The 24,151-nt window shown below is 67.1% G+C and carries 18 protein-coding genes; 3 read left to right on the forward strand and 15 right to left on the reverse strand.

From position 1 onward, the window contains the following. Positions 1 to 82: 82 nt before the first annotated feature. The 11 genes from QNM97_RS14520 to rpmE form a co-directional block, all read right to left on the reverse strand. Complete coding sequence (locus QNM97_RS14520) at positions 83 to 1,432, reverse strand: F0F1 ATP synthase subunit B/delta (protein ID WP_283819132.1); 1,350 nt, start codon at positions 1,430 to 1,432, stop codon at positions 83 to 85. Between the two features lie 2 nt (positions 1,433 to 1,434). Beyond that, on the reverse strand, positions 1,435 to 1,947 hold the full coding sequence (locus QNM97_RS14525; RefSeq protein WP_502874897.1) for a F0F1 ATP synthase subunit B: 513 nt from the start codon (positions 1,945 to 1,947) through the stop codon (positions 1,435 to 1,437). A 59-nt stretch (positions 1,948 to 2,006) separates the two neighbouring features. Next, entirely contained in the window at positions 2,007 to 2,270 is a 264-nt protein-coding gene (locus QNM97_RS14530; RefSeq protein ID WP_006368525.1) for a F0F1 ATP synthase subunit C, read from the reverse strand. Between the two features lie 149 nt (positions 2,271 to 2,419). Then, on the reverse strand, positions 2,420 to 3,178 hold the full coding sequence (gene atpB / locus QNM97_RS14535) for a F0F1 ATP synthase subunit A (protein ID WP_208795791.1): 759 nt from the start codon (positions 3,176 to 3,178) through the stop codon (positions 2,420 to 2,422). After that, positions 3,175 to 3,591, reverse strand: coding sequence for a hypothetical protein (locus QNM97_RS14540; RefSeq protein ID WP_208795790.1), 417 nt, complete (start codon positions 3,589 to 3,591; stop codon positions 3,175 to 3,177). The genes atpB and QNM97_RS14540 overlap by 4 nt, the downstream gene beginning before the upstream one ends. Before the next feature lie 293 nt (positions 3,592 to 3,884). Then, positions 3,885 to 5,123, reverse strand: coding sequence for an MraY family glycosyltransferase (locus QNM97_RS14545; protein WP_244332855.1), 1,239 nt, complete (start codon positions 5,121 to 5,123; stop codon positions 3,885 to 3,887). Positions 5,124 to 5,179: 56 nt separating this feature from the next. Further along, positions 5,180 to 6,394 (reverse strand): serine hydroxymethyltransferase, encoded by a 1,215-nt coding sequence (gene glyA, locus QNM97_RS14550; protein WP_283819133.1) that lies wholly within the window; start codon positions 6,392 to 6,394, stop codon positions 5,180 to 5,182. A gap of 16 nt (positions 6,395 to 6,410) precedes the next feature. Further along, positions 6,411 to 7,067 (reverse strand): L-threonylcarbamoyladenylate synthase, encoded by a 657-nt coding sequence (locus QNM97_RS14555; RefSeq protein WP_283819134.1) that lies wholly within the window; start codon positions 7,065 to 7,067, stop codon positions 6,411 to 6,413. Then, complete coding sequence (prmC, locus tag QNM97_RS14560) at positions 7,064 to 7,924, reverse strand: peptide chain release factor N(5)-glutamine methyltransferase (protein WP_283819135.1); 861 nt, start codon at positions 7,922 to 7,924, stop codon at positions 7,064 to 7,066. The genes QNM97_RS14555 and prmC overlap by 4 nt, the downstream gene beginning before the upstream one ends. Beyond that, entirely contained in the window at positions 7,921 to 9,027 is a 1,107-nt protein-coding gene (gene prfA, locus QNM97_RS14565) for a peptide chain release factor 1 (protein ID WP_283819136.1), read from the reverse strand. Before prfA ends, prmC begins: the two co-directional genes overlap by 4 nt. A 361-nt stretch (positions 9,028 to 9,388) precedes the next feature. Next, positions 9,389 to 9,616 carry a 50S ribosomal protein L31 gene (gene rpmE, locus QNM97_RS14570; protein WP_006368533.1) on the reverse strand — a complete coding sequence of 76 codons (228 nt, stop codon included), beginning with the start codon at positions 9,614 to 9,616 and terminating at the stop codon, positions 9,389 to 9,391. 350 nt (positions 9,617 to 9,966) lie between these two features. On the opposite strand from rpmE, the gene QNM97_RS14575 reads away from it, so the two are divergent. From QNM97_RS14575 to QNM97_RS14585, 3 genes are read left to right on the forward strand one after another with little or no spacing between them, the layout of a single operon-like run. Further along, a complete protein-coding gene (locus tag QNM97_RS14575) occupies positions 9,967 to 15,249 on the forward strand; it encodes a glutamate synthase-related protein (protein ID WP_283819137.1) in 5,283 nt (1,760 codons plus the stop codon). 1 nt (position 15,250) lies between these two features. Next, entirely contained in the window at positions 15,251 to 17,125 is a 1,875-nt protein-coding gene (locus QNM97_RS14580) for a sulfite reductase subunit alpha (RefSeq protein ID WP_283819138.1), read from the forward strand. Positions 17,126 to 17,140: 15 nt separating this feature from the next. Next, positions 17,141 to 18,178 carry a ChuX/HutX family heme-like substrate-binding protein gene (locus QNM97_RS14585; RefSeq protein WP_283819139.1) on the forward strand — a complete coding sequence of 346 codons (1,038 nt, stop codon included), beginning with the start codon at positions 17,141 to 17,143 and terminating at the stop codon, positions 18,176 to 18,178. Positions 18,179 to 18,332: 154 nt separating this feature from the next. Here QNM97_RS14585 and rho read toward each other — a convergent pair whose 3' ends face one another. The 4 genes from rho to QNM97_RS14605 all read right to left on the reverse strand — a co-directional run bounded on the left by rho (position 18,333) and on the right by QNM97_RS14605 (position 24,105). Next, complete coding sequence (gene rho, locus QNM97_RS14590; protein WP_283819140.1) at positions 18,333 to 20,303, reverse strand: transcription termination factor Rho; 1,971 nt, start codon at positions 20,301 to 20,303, stop codon at positions 18,333 to 18,335. Positions 20,304 to 20,803: 500 nt separating this feature from the next. Next, entirely contained in the window at positions 20,804 to 21,772 is a 969-nt protein-coding gene (gene thrB / locus QNM97_RS14595; RefSeq protein WP_283819141.1) for a homoserine kinase, read from the reverse strand. After that, positions 21,753 to 22,847: a threonine synthase gene (thrC, locus tag QNM97_RS14600; RefSeq protein ID WP_208795780.1), complete on the reverse strand. Its 1,095-nt coding sequence runs from the start codon at positions 22,845 to 22,847 to the stop codon at positions 21,753 to 21,755. Before thrC ends, thrB begins: the two co-directional genes overlap by 20 nt. Continuing rightward, entirely contained in the window at positions 22,840 to 24,105 is a 1,266-nt protein-coding gene (locus QNM97_RS14605; RefSeq protein WP_283823205.1) for a homoserine dehydrogenase, read from the reverse strand. Before QNM97_RS14605 ends, thrC begins: the two co-directional genes overlap by 8 nt. Positions 24,106 to 24,151 lie beyond the last annotated feature (46 nt).

A 24,151-nucleotide genomic window follows, 5' to 3' on the forward strand; every position in this document is an offset into this window, starting at 1 on the left:
TTGCTCAGTCCGTGCAGTGGTTCGTGGTGGGTGGTGCGTCGGCGCCGATCGACCGGAGTGGTTCCAGCCGACCGGCTCACGATCAACGCGGCAGCGTCTCGGTCGCCTTCGCCAGTCTCGTGGCGATGTCGGCCTCGATCACCTCGTCGCCGACGCCGATGCGAAGGCCGCCGATGATCGACTCGTCGACCTCGGTCTGGACCGAGATCGTGCGGTGATAGATATTGCCCAGCACCTGTGCCAGGCGGGTGCGCTGCTCGTCGGTCAACTCGACCGCGGACACCACATGCGCGACGATCTCTCCGCGACGGGCGGCGGCCAACTCGGCCAGATGCGCCACCGCGGACTCCGACGGCTGTCCGTGCAGCAACGCGACGGTGTGCGAGAGCAGATACCAGGTGTGCGGACCGACCTGATCGCCGATGAGCGAACGCAGCAACTCCACGCGGCCTTCCGCCGGACGCTGGAAATCTGCGAGCAGCGAAGCGAATTCGGGGTTGGCATCGAGGATCCGGCCGATGCGGAACAGCTCATCCTCGGTCTGCTCGATGGTCCCGTCGCGCTCGGCGGCGGTCAGCACGATCAGCGCGTTCTGCCGACGCAGCGCGGTCACGAAGTCGAGGCTCTGCGACCACCGCTTGGCGGCGGCCGAGGCCACCGTCTCCACGACGATCGGGGCGACCTTGCCATCGAGCAGGGTGTGCACCATCTGCTTCTTGCCTGCGTCGTTGTCCTCGTCCTCGGTCAGCTTCTTGCGCAGGACCGGGTTGTCGAGCAGGAACTTGATGACCGAGGCCATGTCCTCCGACGCCGAAGTCAGCGCCTTCGCGTCGAGATCCTTGGCCGCCGACTCGAATTCGGCGCCGACGGCGCGCGCCGCGTCCCGGCTGGTGGCGTGCAGCGAGTGCAGACCGATCAGTTCCGAGCTGGCCGGTACCGAGGAATCGGCCTGCCCGGCGGCCATGCCGTCGAGCTCACTGATGGCCCGGTCGATGGCCGCCGACTGGTTGTCGGCCGACGAGAGATGTCGTCGGACGAGCTCGCCTGCGCCATCGACGGCGTTGAGCCCAAGTTCCAGCCGCAGTTGGCGGACAAGGCTGGTCCGGGCCAGTTCGGCCTGTGACTTGCCGTGCTCGCTGATGCGCCGGACCTCCGCGTCGGCGAGGGCCTTGAGGTCCTCTTCGATCGACTTCGCGTCGTCGAGCGCACCCGCGTGGAGCTCCTTGGCCTCCGCCTCGGCCTTTTCGACCGCGCGGTCGTGAGCGACCCGCGCGTCCTCGGCCCGGCTCTTGGCCTCGTCGCTTTCGACGATCTGCTGACTGATCGCGTCCTTCTGGGCGAGGACCGCCTTGCGCAGCGGCGGCAACACCCACTTGACGAAGATCGCGACGATGACGAGGAAGCCGACGAGCTGCCCGATGAAAATGTCCACGGTTACTTCACCGTCCCGCTCTGCTGGGCCCCGGCACCGGCCGAGGCGACGTCGGTTCCCAGAACGCGGCCGGCCAGTGCCTCCGACAGCCGGCTCACGTCCTGCTTGGCGGTTGTGACCGCCTTGTCCGCCTCCACCTTCAGATCCGCCGAGATCTTGGCGAGTGCGGCATCGGCCTCTTCGGTGGCCTTGTGCTTGGCCGCCGACACATGCTCGTTGCCGCGTGCGCGGGCCTCGTCACGGATGCCGGTGGCATCGCCACGGGCTTCCTTCAGACGTGCCGCGTACTCCCGGTCGGCGTCCGCATAGCTCGCCGCCGCGGCCTTGTTGTCCTCGACCGTCTTGGCCACCCGCGCGTCACGCTCGCCGAGCACCTCGAGGATCGGAGGAACGACGAAGGTACGGATGACGACCAGGACGACGATGAAGATCAGCAGGCACGCGATCAGAGTGGCGTTCGGGATGAGGAAGTTGGACGTCTTCTCCCCGGCTTCTTCTGCGGCGAGACTCATCATGTTGGATGTCCCCTATCGGGATTGCGAACTACGAGCAGCTGAACGGACGACGCTTCGACTCAGGACGCGCCGTAGGTCTGAGCCGGGTTGGCGAACACGAACAGGGCCATGAACGCCAGGTTAATGAAGTAGGCCGCCTCGACCAGACCCACGGTGATGAAGAACGGGGTGAACAGACGTCCCTGGGCCTCCGGCTGCCGGGCGATGCCGGCGATGAGCTGCGAACCGGCGATACCGTCGCCGATGCCCGCACCGATCGCGCCGCCGCCCATGATGAGGCCGCCGCCGATCAACGCGCCCATGCTAACCAGATTCGGATCCATTGAGATCTTTCCTTTCGGGTGGAACTGGCACTCTTGGTTGCCAGGTCTGTGGGTCCGGTCGGCCGGGCCGACCTTTCTATTGGGGTGTGGTTCTTACGGTTGTCCTGCAGTGGCCGACGCTCGCCATCGGTAGGCGTCGGCCGGTGGTTCTAGTGGTGCTCGTCTTCCATCGCCTGGCTGAAGTACAGGATCGTCAACAGGGCGAAGATAAAGGCCTGGATGAGGCCGATGAACATGTCGAAGGCTTTCCAGATCGCGTTCGGTGCCCACAGGATGTATGCGGGGAACAGTGCGATCAGGGCGACCATGACGCCACCGGCGAACAGGTTGCCGAAAAGTCGGAGAGACAGCGAGAGCGGCTTGGCGATCTCTTCGATGATGTTGATCGGTGCCAGACCTGCTGCGTGCCCCTTGACCAGCTTGCCCAGGTGGCGCAGCGGACCGCGACGGCGCATGCCGGCCGCGTGGTACCAGACGAAGACGAAGATCGCGAGCGCGTAGGTGAAGTTGGCGTCGCCCGAGGCCGGCTTGATGAGCTCGTGGGTCGCGCCACTGTCGACGCCGTACTGCACCGGCAGCACCGAGAACCAGTTGACGATCAGGATGTAGGTGAACAAGGTGACCGCGAGCGGCAGCACGAACGGGGCGATCTTCATACCGATCGCACTCTCGATCTGGCTGCGCATCTGCACGGTGATGACCTCGAAGTACAGCTGCACGGTGTTCGGCCGGCGCGAGGTCATCCTGGCCTTGACGAAGAATGCGAGCGCGATCACGATCAGCGCGGCGATCGCCGAGGCGATGATCGTGTCGAGATTCCAGGTCATGCCCAGCCATTCCACCTCTTGGTGGTGGCCGACCTCGATCTTGGCCTCAGCCAGGTACAGCGCATCAGACGGTGCGGTCATAGCTGCTTACGAAGTCCTTTCATCACCGGAATCACCGTGTTGAGGACCAGGACAACCTGGCCAAGGGCGAGTCCGAACATCACGCCCAGCCCTTCGGGCCGGACCAGAATGGCTGCGGCCAATGCCAGCACGGTGATCACACCGAGCCGCAGCGCGGAATTGACGGCCAACAGTTTCTTACGGGGGTCCGCTTCGGCAGCCACGCGCGAGACGGCCATCGTCACCATCTTCGCGTTGACGAGAACCGCCGCCACACCCACCGCGAAGAAGATCGCAAACAGGAAGTGCCCCACGTAAATCGATACGCCCGCCACGATCAGCGTGAACGCACCGGCGATGATCCCAGGTCGCACCAGGCCGGTGGGGGCGGCCGGGTAATACACGGGAGCGGAGTCCGGGGCAGATGTCGTCATCAGCCTCTCCTCACCTCTCGTTGGAACCCTCCGTGCGGCACACAGGACGACACACGGGATCGGGCGTACCCACTGGCAGCCGAGAGCCACCGAGCGTACGCTCCGCGTTGCTGTGACCCTACCAAGCGCCGTGACCGCCACCACCAGGGGGTGTGAGACCGCGGAGCAGGTAGGTGAATCGACGTGGAACAGCCGATTCGTTGCCGACGGCACCGTGCCCACCGTCGAACTACTACGGCTCATAGTACATGGTCTTTACCATCGGGTTACCTGCCCCCACGGACAGGTGCGCCTCAGTGCCCGCCGCGCCCGCCGACCACCGGTCCCGCGTGCGCGGTGCGCATCTGCGCGATCCGGCGGGACAGGCGCGGGGCCATGGTCACCAGCATCGCCAGCACCAGCCCTCCGGCGAAGGCCGGCGCGACGACCGCCATCGGAAACAATGTGCTCGCCGCCGCCGAGAACGCCAGGATCGCAACCCACAGATAGATGATCACGGCGACCCGTCGCTGCGAATGACCGAGCTCGAGCAACCGGTGATGCAGATGCATCTTGTCCGGCGTGTAGAAACCGACCCCGGCGCGGGTACGGCGAACGATCGCCATCAGCATGTCGAGCATCGGCACGAAGACGATCGCGGCGACGAGGATCAGCGGCAACAGCAACGTGAACACGTCCGCCGGACCGTAGGCATAAACCGCGATACGACCCGAGGCGCTGGTCGAGGCGGCCGCGAGCATCAACCCGATCAGCATGGCCCCGGAGTCACCCATGAAGATCCGCGCGGGCGAGAAGTTGTGCGGCAGGAAGCCCAGGCAGGCACCGGCGAGAACCACCGAGATCAGCGCAGGCGGGTAGTAGCTGACGTCGCCGCCCTGGTCACGGAGCAGTCCCAACGAGAACAGGCAGATCGCCGACGCCGCGATGAACCCCAGACCGGCGGCCAGACCATCGAGCCCGTCGACGAAGTTCACCGCGTTGATGGTGGCGACGGTGATCACGACGGTCAGCAACCCGGACTGGAATGGGTCGAGGACCACCGTGCCGATGTCACCGAAGGGCACCGGGAACTGGATCCAGCTGACCCCCATCACCACCATCACCCCGGCGGCGGTGAGCTGACCGACGAACTTGGTCAGCGCGTCCAGACCCCATCGGTCGTCGATCGCGCCGACGATGACGATCACCGCGCCCGCCGAGATCACCGCCCCGATGTCATTGGTGTAGGCGAAACCCCGGTTGAGCGCGGGTAGGTTCGCGGCCAACGCGACCGCGGCGACCATCCCGGCGAACATCCCGAGGCCGCCGAGACGCGGGGTCGGGATGACGTGCACGTCCCGTGCGCGTGGCACGGCCACCGCTCCGATCTTGATCGCGAGGACCCGCACTGCCGAGGTGAGCAGGTAGGTGACGGCCGCCGCACCCAATCCCACGAGCAGCAGCTCGCGGAACGGCACACCGAGCCCCTCGCCCACCCCGGGCGCAGCCAGTGCCGCGAACGTGTGCGCCACGCCGGGATCAGCCACGCTCATCGATGACCTCGCTCGGTGGCGCGCAAGGTCGAGAGGGGTTCCGGCACGCGAACAGGCTACCCGGCGAGCAACTCGGCGACCGAGCCGCGGATTCGAGCGTGTTGGGACGGATCGGACAATGCGGCGACCATCCAGTCGGCGATCTGCGTCATCGTGCCGCCATCTGCGCCGGCGAGGGTCGCGATCGGGGTGCCGATGCGAATGGCCGAACCCTCGGCGACCGGCCGCGGGTCGAACGGGAGCACGGCCTTGTCGACGACGATCCCGGCACCGTGCAGGCGCTGCTGGGCCTGCACCCCGCTCAGCCCGGTCGTCGAGACGTCGACGACGGCGAGATGGGTGTCGGTGCCGCCGCTGACGATGCGTAGCCCGCGCTCGGTGAGTGCGGCGGCGAGCGCCCTCGCGTTCTCGACGGTCGCGGTCGCGTACCGCGCATGGGCTGCCGTGGCCGCCTCGGCGAACGTCGCGGCCTTGGCCGCGATCACATGCATCGACGGAGCGCCCTGGGTGAACGGGAAGACCGCCTTCTGCAGCGCTGCACGATGACGGTCGGCGCCCAGCAGCAGCCCACCGCGCGGACCACGCAGCACCTTGTGGGTGACCATGGTCACGACATCGGCGTGGGGCACCGGGCTCGGCGCCACCCCACCGGCCACCAAACCACCCAGGTGCGCGGCGTCGACCCACAGGATGCACTCGGCCTCGTCGGCGATCTGCCGAAGAGTCGGATAATCGAACAGCCGTGAATAGGTCGCCGACCCGGCGACCAGCAACCGCGGACGGTGCAGTAGCGCGAGATCACGGATCTGGTCGTAATCGACGAGTTCGTCGGCCTCACCGACGGCGTATCGGATGGTGGTGAACCACCGACCGGAGAAGTTCGCGCGCGAACCGTGCGTCTGATGGCCCCCGTGATCGAGTCGCAGTGACAGCACCGGGTCGCCCGGCTGGGCGAACGCCGCATAGGCCGCCGACGCCGCCGCCGTCCCCGATACCGGTTGCACGTTGACATATCCGGCGCCGAACAACGAGGCGGCGCGGGCGATCGCCAGTTCCTCGATCTCGTCGACCACTTCGCACCCGCCGTGATAGCGCGCGCCCGGATACCCCTCGGCATAGGTGTCGGCCAGTGGTGTCGCGAGAATGCGGCGAACCGCGGGACTCGCGATCGTCTCCCCCGCGACCAACTGCAATGTCTGCGCGCGACGCCGGGTTTCGCGGTCGATCAGCGTGGCGAGTTCGGCGTCGATCGCATCGTCGCCGGCACCCATCACCGGATCGGACCCGTCATTGCTGCACCAGGCTCGCCGGGTCGACGTCGAGGACCTCGGCGATGTCGTCGGCGCTCACCGCGCCCTGCCGAAGGATGCGAGGCGCCCGGCCGGTCAGATCGACAATCGTCGAAGCCTGCGCTTTCGGAGAAGGCCCGCCGTCGAGATAGACCGACACCGAGTCACCGAGCTGAGTACGGGCCTCCTGTGCGGTCGTCGACGGCGACTGGCCCGAGACGTTGGCGCTCGACACCGCCATCGGCCCGACCTCACGCAGGATCTCGATGGCCACCGGATGCAGCGGCATACGCAACATCACGGTGCCGTCGGTATCGCCGAGATCCCACGCCAGTGACGGCGCCTGCTGCACCACCAGCGACAACCCGCCCGGCCAGAATGCCTCCACGAGCGCACGCGTCGCGGAGCTGACACCGAGAACGAGTCCGTCGACGGTGTGCCAGGAGCCGACGAGTACCGGAACAGGCATGTCGCGGCCCCGACCCTTGGCGGCCAACAGCTCGGCAACAGCCTCGGAATCAAATGCGTCGCAACCGATTCCGTACAGAGTGTCGGTGGGCATGACGATCAGCCGGCCGGACTTGGCGGCACCGACCGCCGCCCGGATTCCGGTGGCTCGCTGGTCGGGATCGGCGCAGTCGAAAAGTGAGCTCACCGGTCCATCCTCGCACGGGCCGTGACAAACCTCGGACGCCCGGCGAGATCCTCGTGCTCACGCACCTCGTCGAAGACACCCGATCCCGCCAACACCCCGACCACCGACGCCGACGTCGTGTCATCGTGTTCGATCCCGACCCGGCCACCGGCCCGCAAGATCTGCGCGATCACCCCGACCATCGGGGTGATCACCGACATACCGTCATCGCCACCGAACACCGCTTCGGCCGGGTCGGCCCGCACCTCCTGCGACACCGGCACGCCCGTGGGGACATACGGAGGGTTGCTCACCACCAGGTCCACCGGACCGCCGACCATCGCCGACACCGCGGCAGGATCGGTTGCGTCGCCGAGGTGAACGTGGACGCGGTCGGCGACCCCGGCTCCATCGACGTTGCGGCGCAACCACTGTGCCGCGATCGGTGAGCGCTCCACGGCGTACACCCGGGCCCCCGGCAGCGACACGGCCAGCGCGATCGCCAGCGCCCCACTGCCGCTACAGAGATCGACGATCGTGGGACTCTCCCCCTCAGCCGCCTCGAGCGCCCACGCGTAGAGCAACTCGGTCTCCGGGCGCGGGACGAACACCCCCGGCCCGACAGCGAGCTCGACCGGCCCGAACGACGCCGACCCAGTGAGATACTGCAGCGGAATCCGACGGCCGCGCGCGGCGACGAGATCGTCGTAGTCCTTGGCCACCGCGTCAGAGATGTCGTCCACGAGCAACAGCCGGCCCCGGGAGACGCCGAGGACATGGGCCAGCAGCCACTGCGCGTCAGCAGCCGGCGAATCAACCCCCGCGGACGCGAGAAGCGCGGTCGCCGAAGCGATCGCGTCCCGGCCCGAACGGGTCACTGCGCCTCGAGACGCGCCTGCCGGTCAGCCGCGACGAGCGCATCGAGCAAAGCATCCATGTCGCCGCTCAGCACGGCATCGAGATTGCTCGCCTTGTAGCCGATGCGGTGATCGGTGATCCGGTTCTCCGGGAAGTTGTAGGTACGGATCCGTTCGGAACGATCGACGGTGCGGATCTGCGCCGCCCGCCCCTCGGCGGCCGCGGCCTGCGCCTCTTCCTCGGCCGCGGACTGCAAACGGGCGGCGAGGACCTGCATGGCACGCGTCTTGTTCTGCAGCTGCGAACGCTCGTTCTGGCAGGTCACCACAATCCCGGTCGGAAGGTGGGTGATGCGCACCGCCGAGTCGGTGGTGTTGACGCCCTGCCCACCCTTACCCGACGAGCGATACACGTCGATCCGCAGATCCGACTCGTCGATCGCGACCTGCTCCACCTCGTCCGGTTCCGGATAGATGAGCACCCCGGCCGCCGACGTGTGAATGCGCCCCTGCGACTCGGTGACCGGCACCCGCTGCACGCGGTGCACACCGCCCTCGAACTTCAATCGCGACCACACCCCGTCCCGCGACACCTCACGCGAGCGAATCGACATCGTGGCTTCCTTGTAGCCGCCGAGATCGGACTCGGTGATACCCAGCATTTCGGCCTTCCACCCGTGCCGCTCGCAGTACTTCAGGTACATGCGTGCCAGATCGGCGGCAAACAACGCCGACTCCTCGCCGCCCGCACCGGATTTGATCTCGAGCACCACGTCGTCGGCATCGTGCGGGTCACGCGGGGCCAGTAGATCGGTCAGCGTCGCATCGAGTTCAGCCACCGTCTCCTCGAGCGCCGGGATCTCCTCGGCAAACGCAGCATCATCGGCGGCGAGTTCCCGTGCGGCCGCGAGATCGTCACGCGCGGACTGCAACCGGGCATGCGTCGCCATGATCGGCGCCAACTCGGCAAACCGCTTACCCACACGACGCGCCGTCGCCGGATCGTCATGCAACGACGGATCGGCGAGCTGGGTCTCCAAACCCGCATGCTCGGCGAGAATGTCGTCGATGGCGGTTCCTTTGGCGCGGACTCCGTCCGCGCGTGCACCTGCGCCTTTACTCACCGCTCTTCGTCCTCATCACGTCGTCGCTGCGCTCCTCGCTCTTCGTCCTGCATCGCGGCGCGGCGCAGTACCTTTGGCACCGGCTCCGCCGGTGCGGTGTTCGCGCCCTACTGCACCGCTCTTCGTCGTCATCGCCTTGTCGCTCCGCTAGCACCATTGGCATCGGCTCCGCCTGTGCGTGCACTCGCGCCTTCAGTCACCGCTCTTCGTCCTCATCACGTCGTCGCTGCGCTCCTCGCTCTTCCTCCTGCATCGCGGCGCGGCGCAGTGCCTTTGGCTCAGCGATCACCGCCACGGGCCGTGCAAAGACAAACGACGCCCGGCCGGTTCTGGCTGAACCGAGCGGGCGTCGTCGACGGATCTACTTGGCGGCGTCGGCCTTCTTGCGCTTGCCGTAGCGAGCCTCGAACTTCGCGACGCGACCGCCGGTATCGAGGATCTTCTGCTTGCCCGTGTAGAACGGGTGGCACTGCGAGCAGACTTCCACGTTGATGCGACCGTTGGCAGCGGTGCTGCGGGTCTCGAACGTGTTGCCGCAGCCGCACACGACGGTGGTCGCGTGGTAATCGGGATGGATTCCCTGCTTCATCTCTGGTGTCCCTTTCTCGTGGTCGCCGGGTCACCGACGCGGATCGTCGGTGTGAACCGGAACCGGACTCGACCGATCAGTATGCCACGCGTACCGCACCGGACCGAAATCGTCGGTGACCGGTGATGACGTGACCCACCGAAGGGTTCATCGAGCTCAACAGAGCAACCCCCGCGTCCATTCCCGCCACGATCGCATATTTAGGGCACGCTCATATTGGTAAGGCTTGGCTAAGTTATAGTGCCTCTGATGTTCGCTTCATCGTCGCAGCGGACATCGCCGACCGGCCACTCGGACGTCACCGCCGAGGCCGGCACATCGAGTGGACACCCGGGCACACGAGGAGACGAATGCAGGCCGATCGGCACGGTCACCAGCAACTGCTGGTCGACCCCAGCGACGAGAAGAGCAGTTGTGGGGTGGGCTTCATCACCCGCAAGGACGGCGTCCAGAAGCACAGCGTGATCGAGAAGGCGCGTGCCGCACTGTGTTCGGTACCCCACCGCGGCGGCATGTCCGCACTGGGCGTCGGCGACGGCGGCGGTATCTGCATCGACCTGTCGCAGCGGTTCTTCCGCAAACTCACCGGCCGCCCCGACCTGCGCCTCGGCCAGTTCTGCGTCGGCAACTTCTTCTTGCCAACCACCGAGGAGTCGGCCGCCAAGGCCACCCGCCTGATCGAGCGCACAATGGCCGACCGCGGATTCACCGTGTTGTGTGTGCGCGACGTACCGGTCGACAACACGGCGCTCCGCGAGGCCGCCGTCGACTTCCAGCTCCCGATCCGCCAGTGGATCTTTGTGGCACCGCAACCATGCCCCGAGCCGGTGGACCTCGACCGTCTCGTCCAGCAGGCACTGCTGCACATCGAGGCGATCGGCTACACGGCACCCGCGCTTGCCGGGCTCTATCCGCTCTCGCTGTCGGCACGCACCCAGGTCCTCAAAGGGCGACTGTCCTCCCCCGAGGTCATCGACTACTTCCTCGACCTCGCCGACCCCGATCATCGCGTGCACACACTGTTCTTCCACACACGCTTCTCCACCAACACCGACCCGCACCCCACGATGGCGCAGCCGTTCCGGTTCCTCGCGCACAACGGCGAACTCAACACCGACAAGAAGAACCGCATCGCCCAGGTCACCGCTGCCGCGGCTGCCCGACGGCCCATCGTGCGTCCACCCGGCCAGTCCGATTCCAGCCGCCTCGACCAGACCGTTGCCGCGCGGGTGATCAACGACCAAACCGACCTGGTGACGGCAATCGTGTCGATGATGCCGCCGGCATGGGAGAACGATCCGACGCTGTCGGAGCGTGTCCGGGCGATGTTCGAGTACTTCTCGCTCTACGAGGAGAAGAACGACGGACCCGCGGCCGTCGTCTTCGGTGATGGCACGATCATCGGCGCACGACTGGACCGCCTCGGCTTGCGGCCGCTGCGCACCGTCGAGACCACCGATTACCTGTGCGCCTTCTCCGAAGCCGGGCAGGTCGACTTCGATCCCGAGACCGTGATCGCCCGCGGCCGCGTCTCCGCGGGCGGGATGATCTACTACGACCATCGCGAGCATCGCGTCTACACCACCGCCGACGCCTACGAAAAGCTTTCCGCGGCAAAAGATTACCCAGCGTTGGTGCGCGCGGCCAAGGTCGATCTCGCCGATCTCGCCGCAGCGCACACCTCGGGTGAGTTCTCGTCGAACAGCTTTGTGTCCACCGCGGCCGAGCACGATCTCAGCGACCATCAGCGCTACCGCGCCTACTACCTCGATCAGGAGAGTTTCCGGTACTTCACCGACCCCATGCTCACCGACGGCGTCGAGCGGGTCTCCGCGATGGGCTTCGGCAACGCCATCAATCCGCTGACCAACGTTGAACCCAATGTGTCCCGGTTCTTTTCGCAGCGCTTTGCGCAAGTGACCAATCCGCCACTGGACTCCATCCGGGAGGCCGACGGCATGACCCTGCGGGTCGCACTCGGCCGGCGCCCGGACATCAACGCGGAGCCGGACCGGTCCCAAGGACGCCAGATCGTGCTCGGCACACCGATTCTCACCGCCGGCGACCTCGGAGTGCTGATGGCACAGTCGGAATCACCCGTGCAGGTCTTCGATGCGACATTCCAGCGGGGTGTCGACGCCGACGCCGATCGCATCCACCTCATCGAATCGATCGACCGTCTCGGCGCTCGAATCGTCGAGTTCGCCTCGGCCACCGGCGGTATCGCTGTCCTCAGCGACCGCGGGATCGGTCCCCAACGGGCGGCGCTGCCGATGATCTTCGCGGTGTCGGCGGTCAATCAGCAACTCATCTCCGCCGGCATGCGCCTGCGGATCTCGCTCGTCGTCGACACCGGCCAGGTCGAATCGTCGCATCATCTCGCCGCGATCCTCGGTTTCGGTGCCGCCGCGGTGCATCCACACACGGTGGCCCGGCGGGCACCCGACGAGGAGGGGTTCACCCGGTGGCGCGCCGCCGCCGAGAAATCGCTGTGCAAGACCATGGGCCGGGTCGGGCTCTGCACGGTCGAAAGCTATATCGGCGGTGAGTTCTTCGAACCGGCCTTCCTCGACACCGCCGAGCAGGATCTGCACCACTGGTTCCCGAATCTGCGGGCACCCGTCGGCGGCGTGGGGCTACAGCCGATCGTCGAGGCCCTCGGGGCCGCACACAGCGCGGCGATGAACGCCCCGGTACCGGCTGCCGACACCGACCTACCCCTGCTCGGCCTGTTCAAGGAACGCGCCGAGGGGGCCGGACACTCGTTCGGCGCCGCGGCCGTCCGCGGATACGGCGCCCTCGTCGACGAGAAGATCCATTTCTCCTCGGCGCGAGACGAATCGACGAAGGCCGAGGCCGAGGGGCTCGGTGACACGGTCCGCCTGCTCACCCTGGCCACCCTCACCGACGCGTTCGGTCTGGGTGACGAGGTCTACGAGGACAGCAGCTTTGCGGCATTGAGTCCCGCCGAGATCGATCGGTTCACCGTCACCGACGCCTATCGCGGCTTCGTCGCCGATCTGGCGACCACGCGGGCCCGCCGCCCGAGCGCGTTGCGCGACATCCTGGAGCTGGTAGCCGACACCCCACCGATCGCGCTCACCGACGTGCAACCCGCACATGAGATCACGGCGACCTTCGCCTCCGGCGCAATGAGTCACGGCGCACTCGTCGCACCCGCCCATGAGGCGGTGGCCCACGGCACCAACATGGTCGGCGGCCTGTCCAATTGTGGTGAGGGCGGCGAACATCTCTCGCGTTACGGGACGTTGCGCGCCTCGCGGATCAAGCAGTTCGCCTCCGGACGATTCGGGATCTGGGCCGGTTACCTCGCCGACCCGATGCTCACCGAACTCGAGATCAAGATCGGTCAGGGAGCCAAACCCGGCGAGGGCGGCCAACTCCCCGCACCCAAGGTGACCGTGGAGATCGCCGCCGCCCGCGGCGGTACGCCCGGCGTCGAACTCGTCAGCCCACCTCCGCACCACGACACCTACTCCATCGAGGATCTCGCCCAGCTCATCCACGACTGCAAGGCCGCACGGGTACGGGTGATCGTCAAGCTCGTCAGTTCCGAGGGCATCGGCACCATCGCGGTCGGTGTCGCCAAGGCCGGCGCCGACGTCATCAACGTGGCGGGCAACACCGGCGGAACCGGCGCGGCGTCGGTGACGAGCCTGCGGTATGCGGGCCGAGCCGCCGAGATCGGGCTCGCCGAGGTCCATCAGGCGTTGTCGGTGCACGGGCTGCGCCAGAAGGTGGTGCTGCGGACCTCCGGTGCCCACCAGACCGGACGCGATGTACTCGTCTCGGCCCTGCTCGGTGCCGACAGCTTCGAATTCGGTACCGCCGCACTGATGATGATCGGTTGCGTGATGGCCAAGAACTGCAACATCAAGTGCCCGGCCGGGCTCACCACCAATCCGGAGGTGTTCGACGGCGATCCACGGGCGATGGCGCAGTATCTGCTCAATGTCGCCCACGAGGTCCGCGAACTCCTTGCCGACCTCGGGTTGCCGGATCTGCGCGCCGCCCGGGGACGCACCGATCTGCTGCGGCTGATCGATCATCCCGCACTCGTCACCGATCTGCGCCCGCAAGCGCTGCTCGCGCGGATCGAGGCACCCGAGATCACCGATCCGGTGTATCTCGAACGGGATTACCGCGTCGACGACACGCTCGGCGAGCAGGTCTGGCGCGCGCTCGTCGACGAGGCCCGCGACGGGGTCCACACCACACCGGTGGTGCTGACCAACCGCAACCGAAGTGTCGGTGCACAACTCGCCGTCGACATCGAGCGGCGGCTCAATCACGGGACCGGTTCCGAGGTGGCCGCCGCGATCCGCGATGATCGCGGGCGACGCCATCTCGACGCCGACACCGTGGTCATCGCCACCTCCGGTTCGGCCGGCCTGTCCTACGCCGCCTTCTGTAACGACGGAATGCGACTGGAGCACCGCGGAACCTGCAACGACGGGGTGGGCAAGTCGATGTGTGGCGGCACCGTCGTGGTGCGGTCTCCCGGTGGCGGCTCCCCCGCACTCGGGGGCAACGTTCTCATCGGCAATTTCGCCCTTTTCGGAGCCACCGGCGGACGCCTGTTCGTCGAGGGTGAGGCCGGAGATCGCTTCGCGGTCCGCAACTCCGGGGCCACGGCCGTGGTGGAAGGGCTCGGCGAATTCGGTTGTGAGTACATGACCGGCGGTGCCGTGTTCAACCTCGGCGGCTACGGCAACGGCCTGGGCAACGGGATGAGCGGCGGCTTTCTCTATCAGTACGATCCCGGATGCGAACTCGCCGAACGGATCAGCAACGACTCGGTGATCGTTGGCGCGATCACCGGCGTCGACGATCCACTCGCCCCGATGCATCACCACGCCGCGTTCACCCTGCTGCAGATGCACGCCGAGGCCACCGACTCGGCGTTGGCCACGCGGCTGCTCGAGAACTGGGAGACCGAACGCCATTACGTGAGTTATGCGCTGCCTCGAGCTCTACTGGCCCATCAGGATGCCGATACCCTCATGACGACGCTGAGTCCGCGAGCGCTGCGCGATGAGCTCGCCGGCGCGATGGCACTCGACCAGATCCGGTCCCTCAAGGCCGATCTGCGGTCGGGGACGCCCGTCGCCGAGGGTGTGGTGCCCGAGTACGGCCACACCGACGACGCCGACATGTACCGGCTGCTGGGCGCTTTCACGGTGTACGAACTCGCCCGCGAGGTGGCCGGCGCGCGTCTGAACCACCGAAGCACCAGGGCGGCAACGGGTTCGGCGAGTGAGGAGTTCCTCGCGCGTGCGGTCCGCAATCTGATCCTGACCGAGGATCACGATCTCATCGCCCGGGTGTCCCGCTATGTGCGAGACATTCTGGCGCAGTACGACTCCGAGCAGATCGCCGCGCTCATCTCCGCCAAACGCGTCGACGACTACAAGGCGGCACTCGAACGCCGCAATGTGCGCTCGATGGATGCCCCCGGTACCTATGGCTGGATTCTCCACCAGGACCGCCGCAATCATGAACGACTCGGTCGGCTACCGAGTTTCGACGAATTGTTCGCCACCCGGGCGATCCCCGACGTCGCCGAGTCCCTCGCACGTTCGGCCGCCGCAGTCCTACCGGAGGTCTCCTGAGATGCAATTGCCCTACATTCCCTCCGATGTTCCGTTCACCGGCGATCAGAAGGCCTGGCTGGCGGGCTTTCTCGCCGGATTGAACACCAAGATCGCGATGGCCGGATCGGCCACCGCGCAACCCACCGGAGCGCTTGCCGCGGCCGCCCCGGCCGGGATCGCCCTGCAGGTGGTGTTCGGTTCCCAGACCGGGACCGCCGAATATCTCGCCGAACAGCTCGTCGAACAGGCCGGTGCACAGGGCTTCGTCCCACAGTTCTGCGGTCTCGACGCCCTGGAACTCGACGACCTGACCGCGGTGCGGCGGTTGGTGGTGATCACCTCCACCTACGGCGAGGGCGATATGCCCGACAACGGTGAGCTGTTCTGGCAAGCACTCGCCGCACCCGACGCGCCACGCCTGGACGGGTTGTTCTACGGCGTTCTGGCGCTGGGTGATTCGATTTACGACGGATTCTGTCAGGCCGGGAAGAACATCGACGCCCGACTGGCCGAACTCGGCGCCACCCGCGTGATCGACCGGGTCGACTGCGACGTCGACTACGAGGAACCGGCCCGCGAGTGGATCTCCGGCGCGATCACCGCGCTGGCCGCCGTCGACACCGACAAGTCAGAAACGGGCTCCTCCACCGCCCCCGATTCCTTGGGCCCCGATTCCTTGGCCCCCGACTCCTCGTCACCGGCCACTCCACCTTCGGTCCCCACTGCGGCCAAAACCGTTGCCCCCGCCCCGGCGACCACGTCGCGTACCCCGGCGAAGTGGGGGCGCAAGAACCCGTATCCGGCGACCATCGTCGCCAACACGGTGTTGTCCGGCCCAGGGTCGGGCAAGGAGGTCCGTCATCTGGTGATCTCCTTGGGCGACAGCGGAATCACTTACGAGCCGGGCGATGGCATCAGCATCGCCCCGGTCAACGATCCCTCTCTGGTGGAGCGCGTGATCGCCCGCCTCGGCGCAACCGGTGAGGAGCAGATCACCGACCGCAGGTCCACCCGCACGTTGCGTGACGCGCTGACACGTCAATACGAGATCGCGACGCCGTCGAAGTATCTGGTCGACTACATCGCCTCGCGCAGTCAGGATCCGGAGTTGCTGCACCTGGTGTCCACCGGCGACAAGGAGGCCCTCGACGCGTGGCTGTGGGGCAAGGACGTACTCGACCTCCTCGAGGTCGACCCGTCGCTGACGATCACCCCCGAGGAGTTGCTCGCCGAGCTGCGCCCGTTGGCGCACCGGGTGTACTCGATCTCGTCGAGTCCCCGCGCACACCAGGGCACCGTGCACATCACCATGGCCACCGTCCGCTACCGCTCCGGCGAGCGTGAACGCGGCGGGGTGTGTTCGACGTTCCTCGCCGATCGCCGCAACGACGGCGACACCGTCGACGTCTTCATCACCCCCAACAAGTCATTCCGGCTGCCGGCCGACGACGTCGCGACCATCATGATCGGGCCGGGTACCGGGATCGCACCGTTCCGGGCGTTCCTGCACGAGCGGCAGGCCCGCGGCTGTTCGGGACGGAACTGGCTGTTCTTCGGCGACCAGCATCACGCCACCGACTATCTCTACGCCGATGAGATCGACCAATTCCGCGCCGACGGTGTGCTCACCCGCGTGGATCTCGCGTTCTCCCGTGATCAGGATCGCAAGGTCTATGTACAGGACCGGATGCGTGAGCAGGGGGCGGAACTCTTCGCGTGGCTGGAATCCGGTGCGCACCTGTATGTGTGCGGCGACGCGACCCGGATGGCACGCGACGTGGAGCACGCACTCACCGAGATCATCGCCGAGCACGGTTCCCGCTCTGCCGATGAGGCCGGTGACTACCTCGATCAACTGAAGAAGGCCAAGCGCTACCTGCGCGACGTCTACTAGGAAAGGAAGGGCGTCATGCCCACCAACCGCGAGCCCACTCCCGGCACCGAGAACGCCCCCGACAGCACCGGCACGTCGCTGTCGAGGAGTTGTCGGCGGGACAAGGGATGTGGTTGTGCGCCAGGGAGTTCGGGAACCAGCGATCTCGCAACGCTGATGGCCTCCCCCGGTTTCACCGGTACCGTACTCGGTCTCGAGCCCGCCGTCGTCGGAGCGCATCTGCCGCACCTCGACCAGGTGGTCGGTGTCACCGTGGCGGGGCCGGTGGTCTGCAACGACGTCGGCACCCACGAGCCGCCGGTGCATCCGGGCGGGCCGATCCGCTGCGACGCCTCCCGCATCACGTTGCGGCTCAACCCTGCTCGGCTGGGGTCGGCGCTGATCACCGAACCCGCTGCGCATGTCCCGCCGACCCTGCGGTTCTTCGACGTCGACGGAAACACCGCTCATGCCACATATCTCACCGAGCACAGTGACCGGCTGGCCTTCGAGTCGATCGGACTCGGGCGCGCCGATCCGACCTTCGCCGACGCAGCCGGCGTCGACTCATACGGTCCCGACGCCTCGGCAAGCTGGTCGGTTCCGACACCTGCTCAGGCCGACGACGATCAGATCACCCAGTTCGATTCCATCCTCGCCGACGGTGGTGTCGCGCGGCGCACCGAACTCCCGGGTCTGTCCGATGCCGGTTTCCGCAGGGTCGACGACCGGCAGGTGATCGCAGCGCTCGAACACGCTGCGCTCCTGGGTATGCAGATGACGACGGCCACCTGCGCACCCGGGTGCATCCAGATGCGCCACGATCAGCTCGACGGCGCCCGCGAGCACCGCGGTCAGATGGTCGTGGCCTCCGGGCGCGCGCGGGCCATGATCAACTTCGGTTTGGTCGCCGAATCCTGGATCACCTGGTCGGACGGCGTGTGGGGTCGCACCGGCTCGATCGAGCTGTACGACCGGCACGGCGCCTGCAGCCTCGTACTCACCCAGACCGGCCCGGTGCCCGCACCGGTGTTCGCCGCCTGGGATCATCTGCTGACCAATCTGATCGCCTGAGCCGGCCCGGCGCACGACAGGGCCACACAGCCAGACCGACCACACAGAGAACCAAACACCCAGCGAACCGAGCCGCCCTCGACCATCGGTGATGGTCGAGGGCGGCTCGAAGTGGTCGGCTCGCGGGGCCAAATCCCCTGCGGCGAGACCGGTCTCAGTCGTCCTTCATCGCGCCCGGCGCATTGGTCTGCACCTGCATCAGGAACTCGATGTTGGTCTTGGTCTTCTTGAGCTGGCTGATCAACAGGTCGATCGCCTGCTGCGAATCGAGGCCGCTCAGCACGCGACGCAACTTGTAGACGATCCCGAATTCCTCGGGCGACATCAACAGCTCGTCCTTACGCGTGCTCGACTGATTGACGTCGACGGCCGGGAACACCCGGCGGTCGGCGATCTTGCGGTCGAGTTTGAGTTCGGCGTTACCGGTGCCCTTGAATTCCTCGAAGATCACGGTGTCGCCGGTGGAGCCGGTCTCGACCAGCGCGGAGGCGATGATCGTCAGCGACCCACCGTTCTCGATGTTGCGCGCGGCACCGAGGAAACGCTTCGGCGGATACAGCGCGGTCGAGTCGACACCACCGGAGAGGATGCGACCCGATGCCGGCGAGGCGTTGTTGTAGGCGCGGCCGAGACGGGTGATGGAGTCGAGCAACACCACGACGTCCTTACCACCCTCGACCAGACGCTTGGCGCGCTCGATGGCCAGCTCGGCGACGGAAGTGTGATCTGACGGCGGACGGTCGAACGTCGAGGCGATGACCTCACCCTTGACCGAGCGCTGCATATCGGTCACCTCTTCGGGGCGCTCGTCGACGAGCACCACCATGAGATGGCATTCCGGGTTGTTGGTGGTGATCGCGTTTGCGATGTCCTGGATGATCGTGGTCTTACCGGCCTTCGGCGGCGACACGATCAATGCTCGCTGCCCCTTGCCGATCGGCATGATCAGATCGATCACGCGGGTCGACAGGCGATCGGGGGTCGTCTCCAGACGCAGGCGCTGATTCGGATAGAGCGGTGTCAGCTTGCCGAACTCCGGGCGCTTCCTGGCGGCCTCGACCTCGGCCCCGTTGACGGTGTCGAGTCGCACCAGCGGATTGAACTTCTGCCGCTGATTGGGCTGCTCACCCTCGCGGGGCACCTTCACCGCACCGGTGATGGCGTCACCGCGGCGTAAGCCGTTCTTGCGCACGAGGTTCATCGAGACGTAGACGTCGTTGGGGCCGGCGAGGTAACCCGAGGTGCGGACGAACGCGTAGTTGTCGAGCACATCGAGGATGCCCGCGACGGGGGCGATGACATCGTCCTCGGAGATCTGCGGCTCGCCCGAGGTGTTCTCGCGGTCGCGCCCACGACGCCGCTCGCGGAATCGACGTCCGCGGCGTCGGCCACCCTGGTCGTCGTCGTCGTCGCGGTTGTTGTCGCGGTTGCCGTTCTGGCCCTGCCCGCCCTGGTTGTTACCGCCCTGGTTGTTACCGCCGTTCCGGTTGCCCTCGCGATTCTGGCCCGACTCGCGGTTCTGGCCACCCTCGCGGTTCTGGCCGGCCTCGCGGTTCTGGTTGTTGCGGTTGCGATTGCGGTTGCGCTGGTTACCAGATGCGTCGTCGCCCTCGCCATCGGCTCGGTTGTCGCGGCGCTCGGAACGGGCCTCGCTGCCACCGCTCGTCGACTCGCCGGAGGTGTCGGTGGACTCGCGCTCGGAGCGCTTCTTCGGTGCGGCGTCGGTCTTCTCGGCGCCGGCTGCGGCGTCGGAGTCCGCGGCCTGGGAGGCACCGTTCTCGCGTGCGCCGGTGTCGGCGCTGCCGTTCTTGGCCGCGCGTCCGCGCACCGGACGGCTGGTGGGCTCGTCAGCGGTGATCGTCATCTGTTCGGGGGAACCGGCCTTGGCCTGCTCGCCGGATTTCGGCGAACCGCCGGACTGGCGTTCCTTGATCGCGGCGATGAGGTCACCCTTGCGCATGCCTGAGGTGCCCTTGATGCCCAGTTCCCCGGCGAGCGCACGGAGTTCGCTCAGCACCATGCCGGACAGTCCGGTCCGGGCGCTGCGGGCGCGGGTCTTCGGCGCCGCCGCTTCGGTGGTCGTGTCTGCGGAAGCGGGTGCGGTGATCAGGTCCGTATCGGTCACGGATGTCCTTTCATTCCCTTGCAAACCGTGTGCCGCAAGGGGCTTCATTCCGCCGTCGCCCTCGGTTGTCAGATGCCGAGGTTCGTCGGGCATGCCCGCCCTCGGTGGACGGGTGAGAGATCGTGGTCTCCGGCTGCGAGTGTCACTCCTGTACTCGGGTGCGCCAGTTGGGTGCCGGCTCGAGGAGGTGATTGTCGGGTCGGTATCGGTGAACCGTTCGTTCCGCTGTGGCGGCGGCTCCGCTGCGGAGTGGACCACCAAGCTGATTACCCGAGAACATGGCTGAACGAGCCTTCGCGGCTAGACGAAGATATGATAACGCGTCGTCCCAGATGCGGCAACACGCCGTGTCCTTGCGATATTCCGTGCCGTTGCGATATTCCGCGGCACCGTCGTATTCCGCGTGTGCATCCCCGCTCGTCCTCCCCGACGCCATGGCGCCCCGACCCCCTCCGGGTCGACCTCGGTCCATGGATCGTTACCCGTGCCGGCCTTGGGCGTCAGCCTATCTCGACTCCGCCCGCGATTTCGACGGTCTGCGGAACGAATCCGTACTCCACACCGAGGTCACGGGCATCGGACGGGAGCGGTGCACCGCCGAGGACCAAGACGCTCGGTCCCGCACCGGAGACCGTGGCCGCATGTCCTCGTTTGCGCAGTGCGGCGACGAGCTCTGCGGTCGGCCCCATCGCGGCGGCCCGGTACGGCTGGTGCAGACGATCCTCGGTGGCTGGGAGCAGGCAACTCGGGTCGCTGGTCAACGCGACCACCGCCAGGGCCGCTCGGCTCAGGTTGTGCACGGCGTCGGCGCGCGGCACCTCGTCGGGCAGCAGTCCGCGCGTGAAGGCGGTCGACGACTCGGTGGACGGCACGAACACGGTGGCGCTGATGTCGGGGTGCACCCGAAGTCCGCGGGCCCGGTAGCGGTCGCGGTCGTCGGTACGTTCGGTCCAGGTCACCACGGCCGAGCCGAGCACCGACGCAGCGGCGTTGTCCGGGTGACCCTCGAACTCGCTGGAGAGTTGCACGAGTTCGTCGGTGGTCAGCGGCGCGGCGATCCCCGACGCCGCGAGGAGTCCCGACGCGGCGGCCAGGCCGGAGACCGACGCGGCCGCCGACGATCCGAGACCCCGCGAGTGCGGGATGACGTTGACGCAGCGCAGGTGCATCCCGGACACCGAGAAGCCCGCATGTGCGAGACCGCTCAGGATGGCGCGCACGACGAGATGGTTGGCGTCGAGAGGTACCTGCTCGGCCGCCTCACCGACCACCTCCACCGTGAGACCGGCATCGGTGGTCGTGACCGTCACCTCGTCGTGGATACCGAGCGCGATACCGAGGCAGTCGAATCCCGGCCCCAGGTTCGCACTCGAAGCCGGAACCCGAACCCGAGTCGAAATACCTTCGGGCAGTTGCCGATACACCGTGTCCGGGGTGACCATGAGCGAGTCAGGCGACGCCGAGGGCATGGGCCACCGCCACCGGGTCGACGTCGATCGCTTCCACCTCGGGCATCCCCGACAACGCGGTGTCGGGGTCCTTGAGTCCGTTACCGGTCACGGTGCACACGACGGTTTCGCCGGCACGCACCCAGCCCTCCTCGCGCGCGGCGAGCAGGCCCGCGACACTGGCCGCCGACGCGGGTTCGACGAAGACACCCTCGCGGCCCGCAACGAGACGGTAGGCCTCGAGCAGCTTCTCGTCGGTGGCGGCGCGGAACTGTCCGCCGGATTCGTCCCTGGCGGCCACGGCCTGATGCCAGCTGGCCGGGTTGCCGATCCGGATCGCGGTCGCGATGGTCTCCGGGTCGGCGACGGGCTCGCCGCTGACCAGCGGCGCCGCGCCGGCCGCCTGGACACCGAGCATGCGCGGGCGCGACGAGGCGATCCCGTCGGCGTGATACTCCGAGTAGCCCTTCCAGTAGGCGGTGATGTTGCCGGCGTTGCCGACCGGCAACGCATGGACGTCGGGAGCGCGGCCGAGAACGTCGACGATCTCGAAGGCCGCGGTCTTCTGCCCCTCGATGCGGGCCGGGTTGACCGAGTTGACGAGTTCGATCTCGGTGAATTCGGCGGTCGCCTTCCGGGCGAGTTCCAAGCAGTCGTCGAAGTTGCCCTGCACCTGAATGATCTTGGCGCCGTGCATGACCGCCTGCGCGAGTTTGCCCATCGCGATCTTGCCCTGCGGGATCAGCACCGCACAGGTGATCCCGGCGCGGGTGGCATAGGCGGCCGCCGACGCCGAGGTGTTGCCGGTGGACGCGCACAGCACCGCGGTCTTGCCGTTGTTGACCGCGTTGGAGACCGCCATGGTCATACCGCGGTCCTTGAACGATCCGGTCGGATTCAGACCCTCCACCTTGAGGTACACCTCGCAGCCGGTCAGCTCCGACAGGTACGGCGCCGCGACGAGCGGGGTCGCACCCTCGAGCAGGGTGATCACCTTCCAGTCGTCGGCGACCGGCAGCCGCGAACGGTAGGCCTCGATCAGTCCGGGCCACCCCGAATGCACGGGGGCGAGCGGGGTCGACGGGGCGTCAGTCATCGGTACCTTCCAATCGCAGAACACTCGACACCTTGAGCACTTCGTCCATATCTTCCAGTGCCGCAACGCATTCGGACTGCGCACGGTCGGGTGCGCGGTGGGTCACGACGATCAGCCGGGCATCGTCACCCGCGCCTTCCTGCCGCACGGCGGCCAGACTGACCGAACGCTTGGAGAATTCGCTGGCGATCTGCGCGAGCACTCCGGGGCGGTCGGCGACCCGCATCGACACGTAGTAGCGGGTGGGTACGTCGTCGATCGACGCGATCGGCAGTTTCGCGTAGGTGGACTCCAACGGTCCGCGACCTCCGTGCACCTTGTTGCGGGCGGCCATCACCAGGTCACCGAGGACCGCCGAGGCGGTCGGTGCCCCACCGGCGCCTTGTCCGTAGAACATCAGTCTCCCAGCGTTCTGTGCCTCGACGACGACCGCGTTGAACGCACCGCCGACCGTCGCGAGCGGATGGCTCAACGGGATCAGCGCCGGATAAACACGAGCGGAAACACGTTGCGTGCCATCGGCATCGCGCACACGTTCGCAGATCGAGAGCAGTTTGATGGTGCAGTCGAACTTGCGGGCGGCGAGCAGATCGGCCGACGTCACCGCGGTGATGCCCTCGCGGTACACATCCGCGGCGGTGACCCGGGTGTGGAAGGCGATGGACGCGAGGATCGCGGCCTTCGCCGCCGCGTCGTATCCCTCGACGTCGGCGGTGGGATCGGCCTCGGCATAGCCGAGCCGACCGGCCTCTTTGAGCACCACGTCGTAGTCGTCTCCGTCGGCGTCCATCGCCGACAGGATGAAATTGGTGGTGCCGTTGACGATTCCGGCCACCCGCTCGACGGTGTCGCCGGCCAGCGACTGCGTCAGCGGACGGATCACCGGGATGGCACCGGCCACCGCCGCCTCGAAGTACAGGTCGGCGCGGGCCGTCGCCGCCGCGGTCGCGAGTTCACCGGTGTATTCGGCCAACAGCGCCTTGTTGGCCGTGACGACCGACTTGCCACTCTCGAGCGCCTGGCGGATCAGGCTGCGTGCCGGATCGATTCCGCCCATCAACTCGACCACGATGTCGACGTCGTCGCGGGTGACCAACGACGTCGGGTCGTCGGTGAGCAACTCGGAATCGATCTTGCGGGGTTTGGCGAGATCGCGCACCGCCACACCACGCACCTCGAGTCGCGCGCCGACCCGGGCGCGCAGGTCCTCGGCGCTCTCCTCGAGAATGCGCACGACCTCGGTGCCCACGTTGCCCATACCGAGCACCGCGACTCCGATGGATCGTGTCTGTGTACCCGCTCCG

This window comes from Gordonia sp. L191 (assembly GCF_030077625.1).
Classification (GTDB): Bacteria; Actinomycetota; Actinomycetes; order Mycobacteriales; family Mycobacteriaceae; genus Gordonia; species Gordonia polyisoprenivorans_A.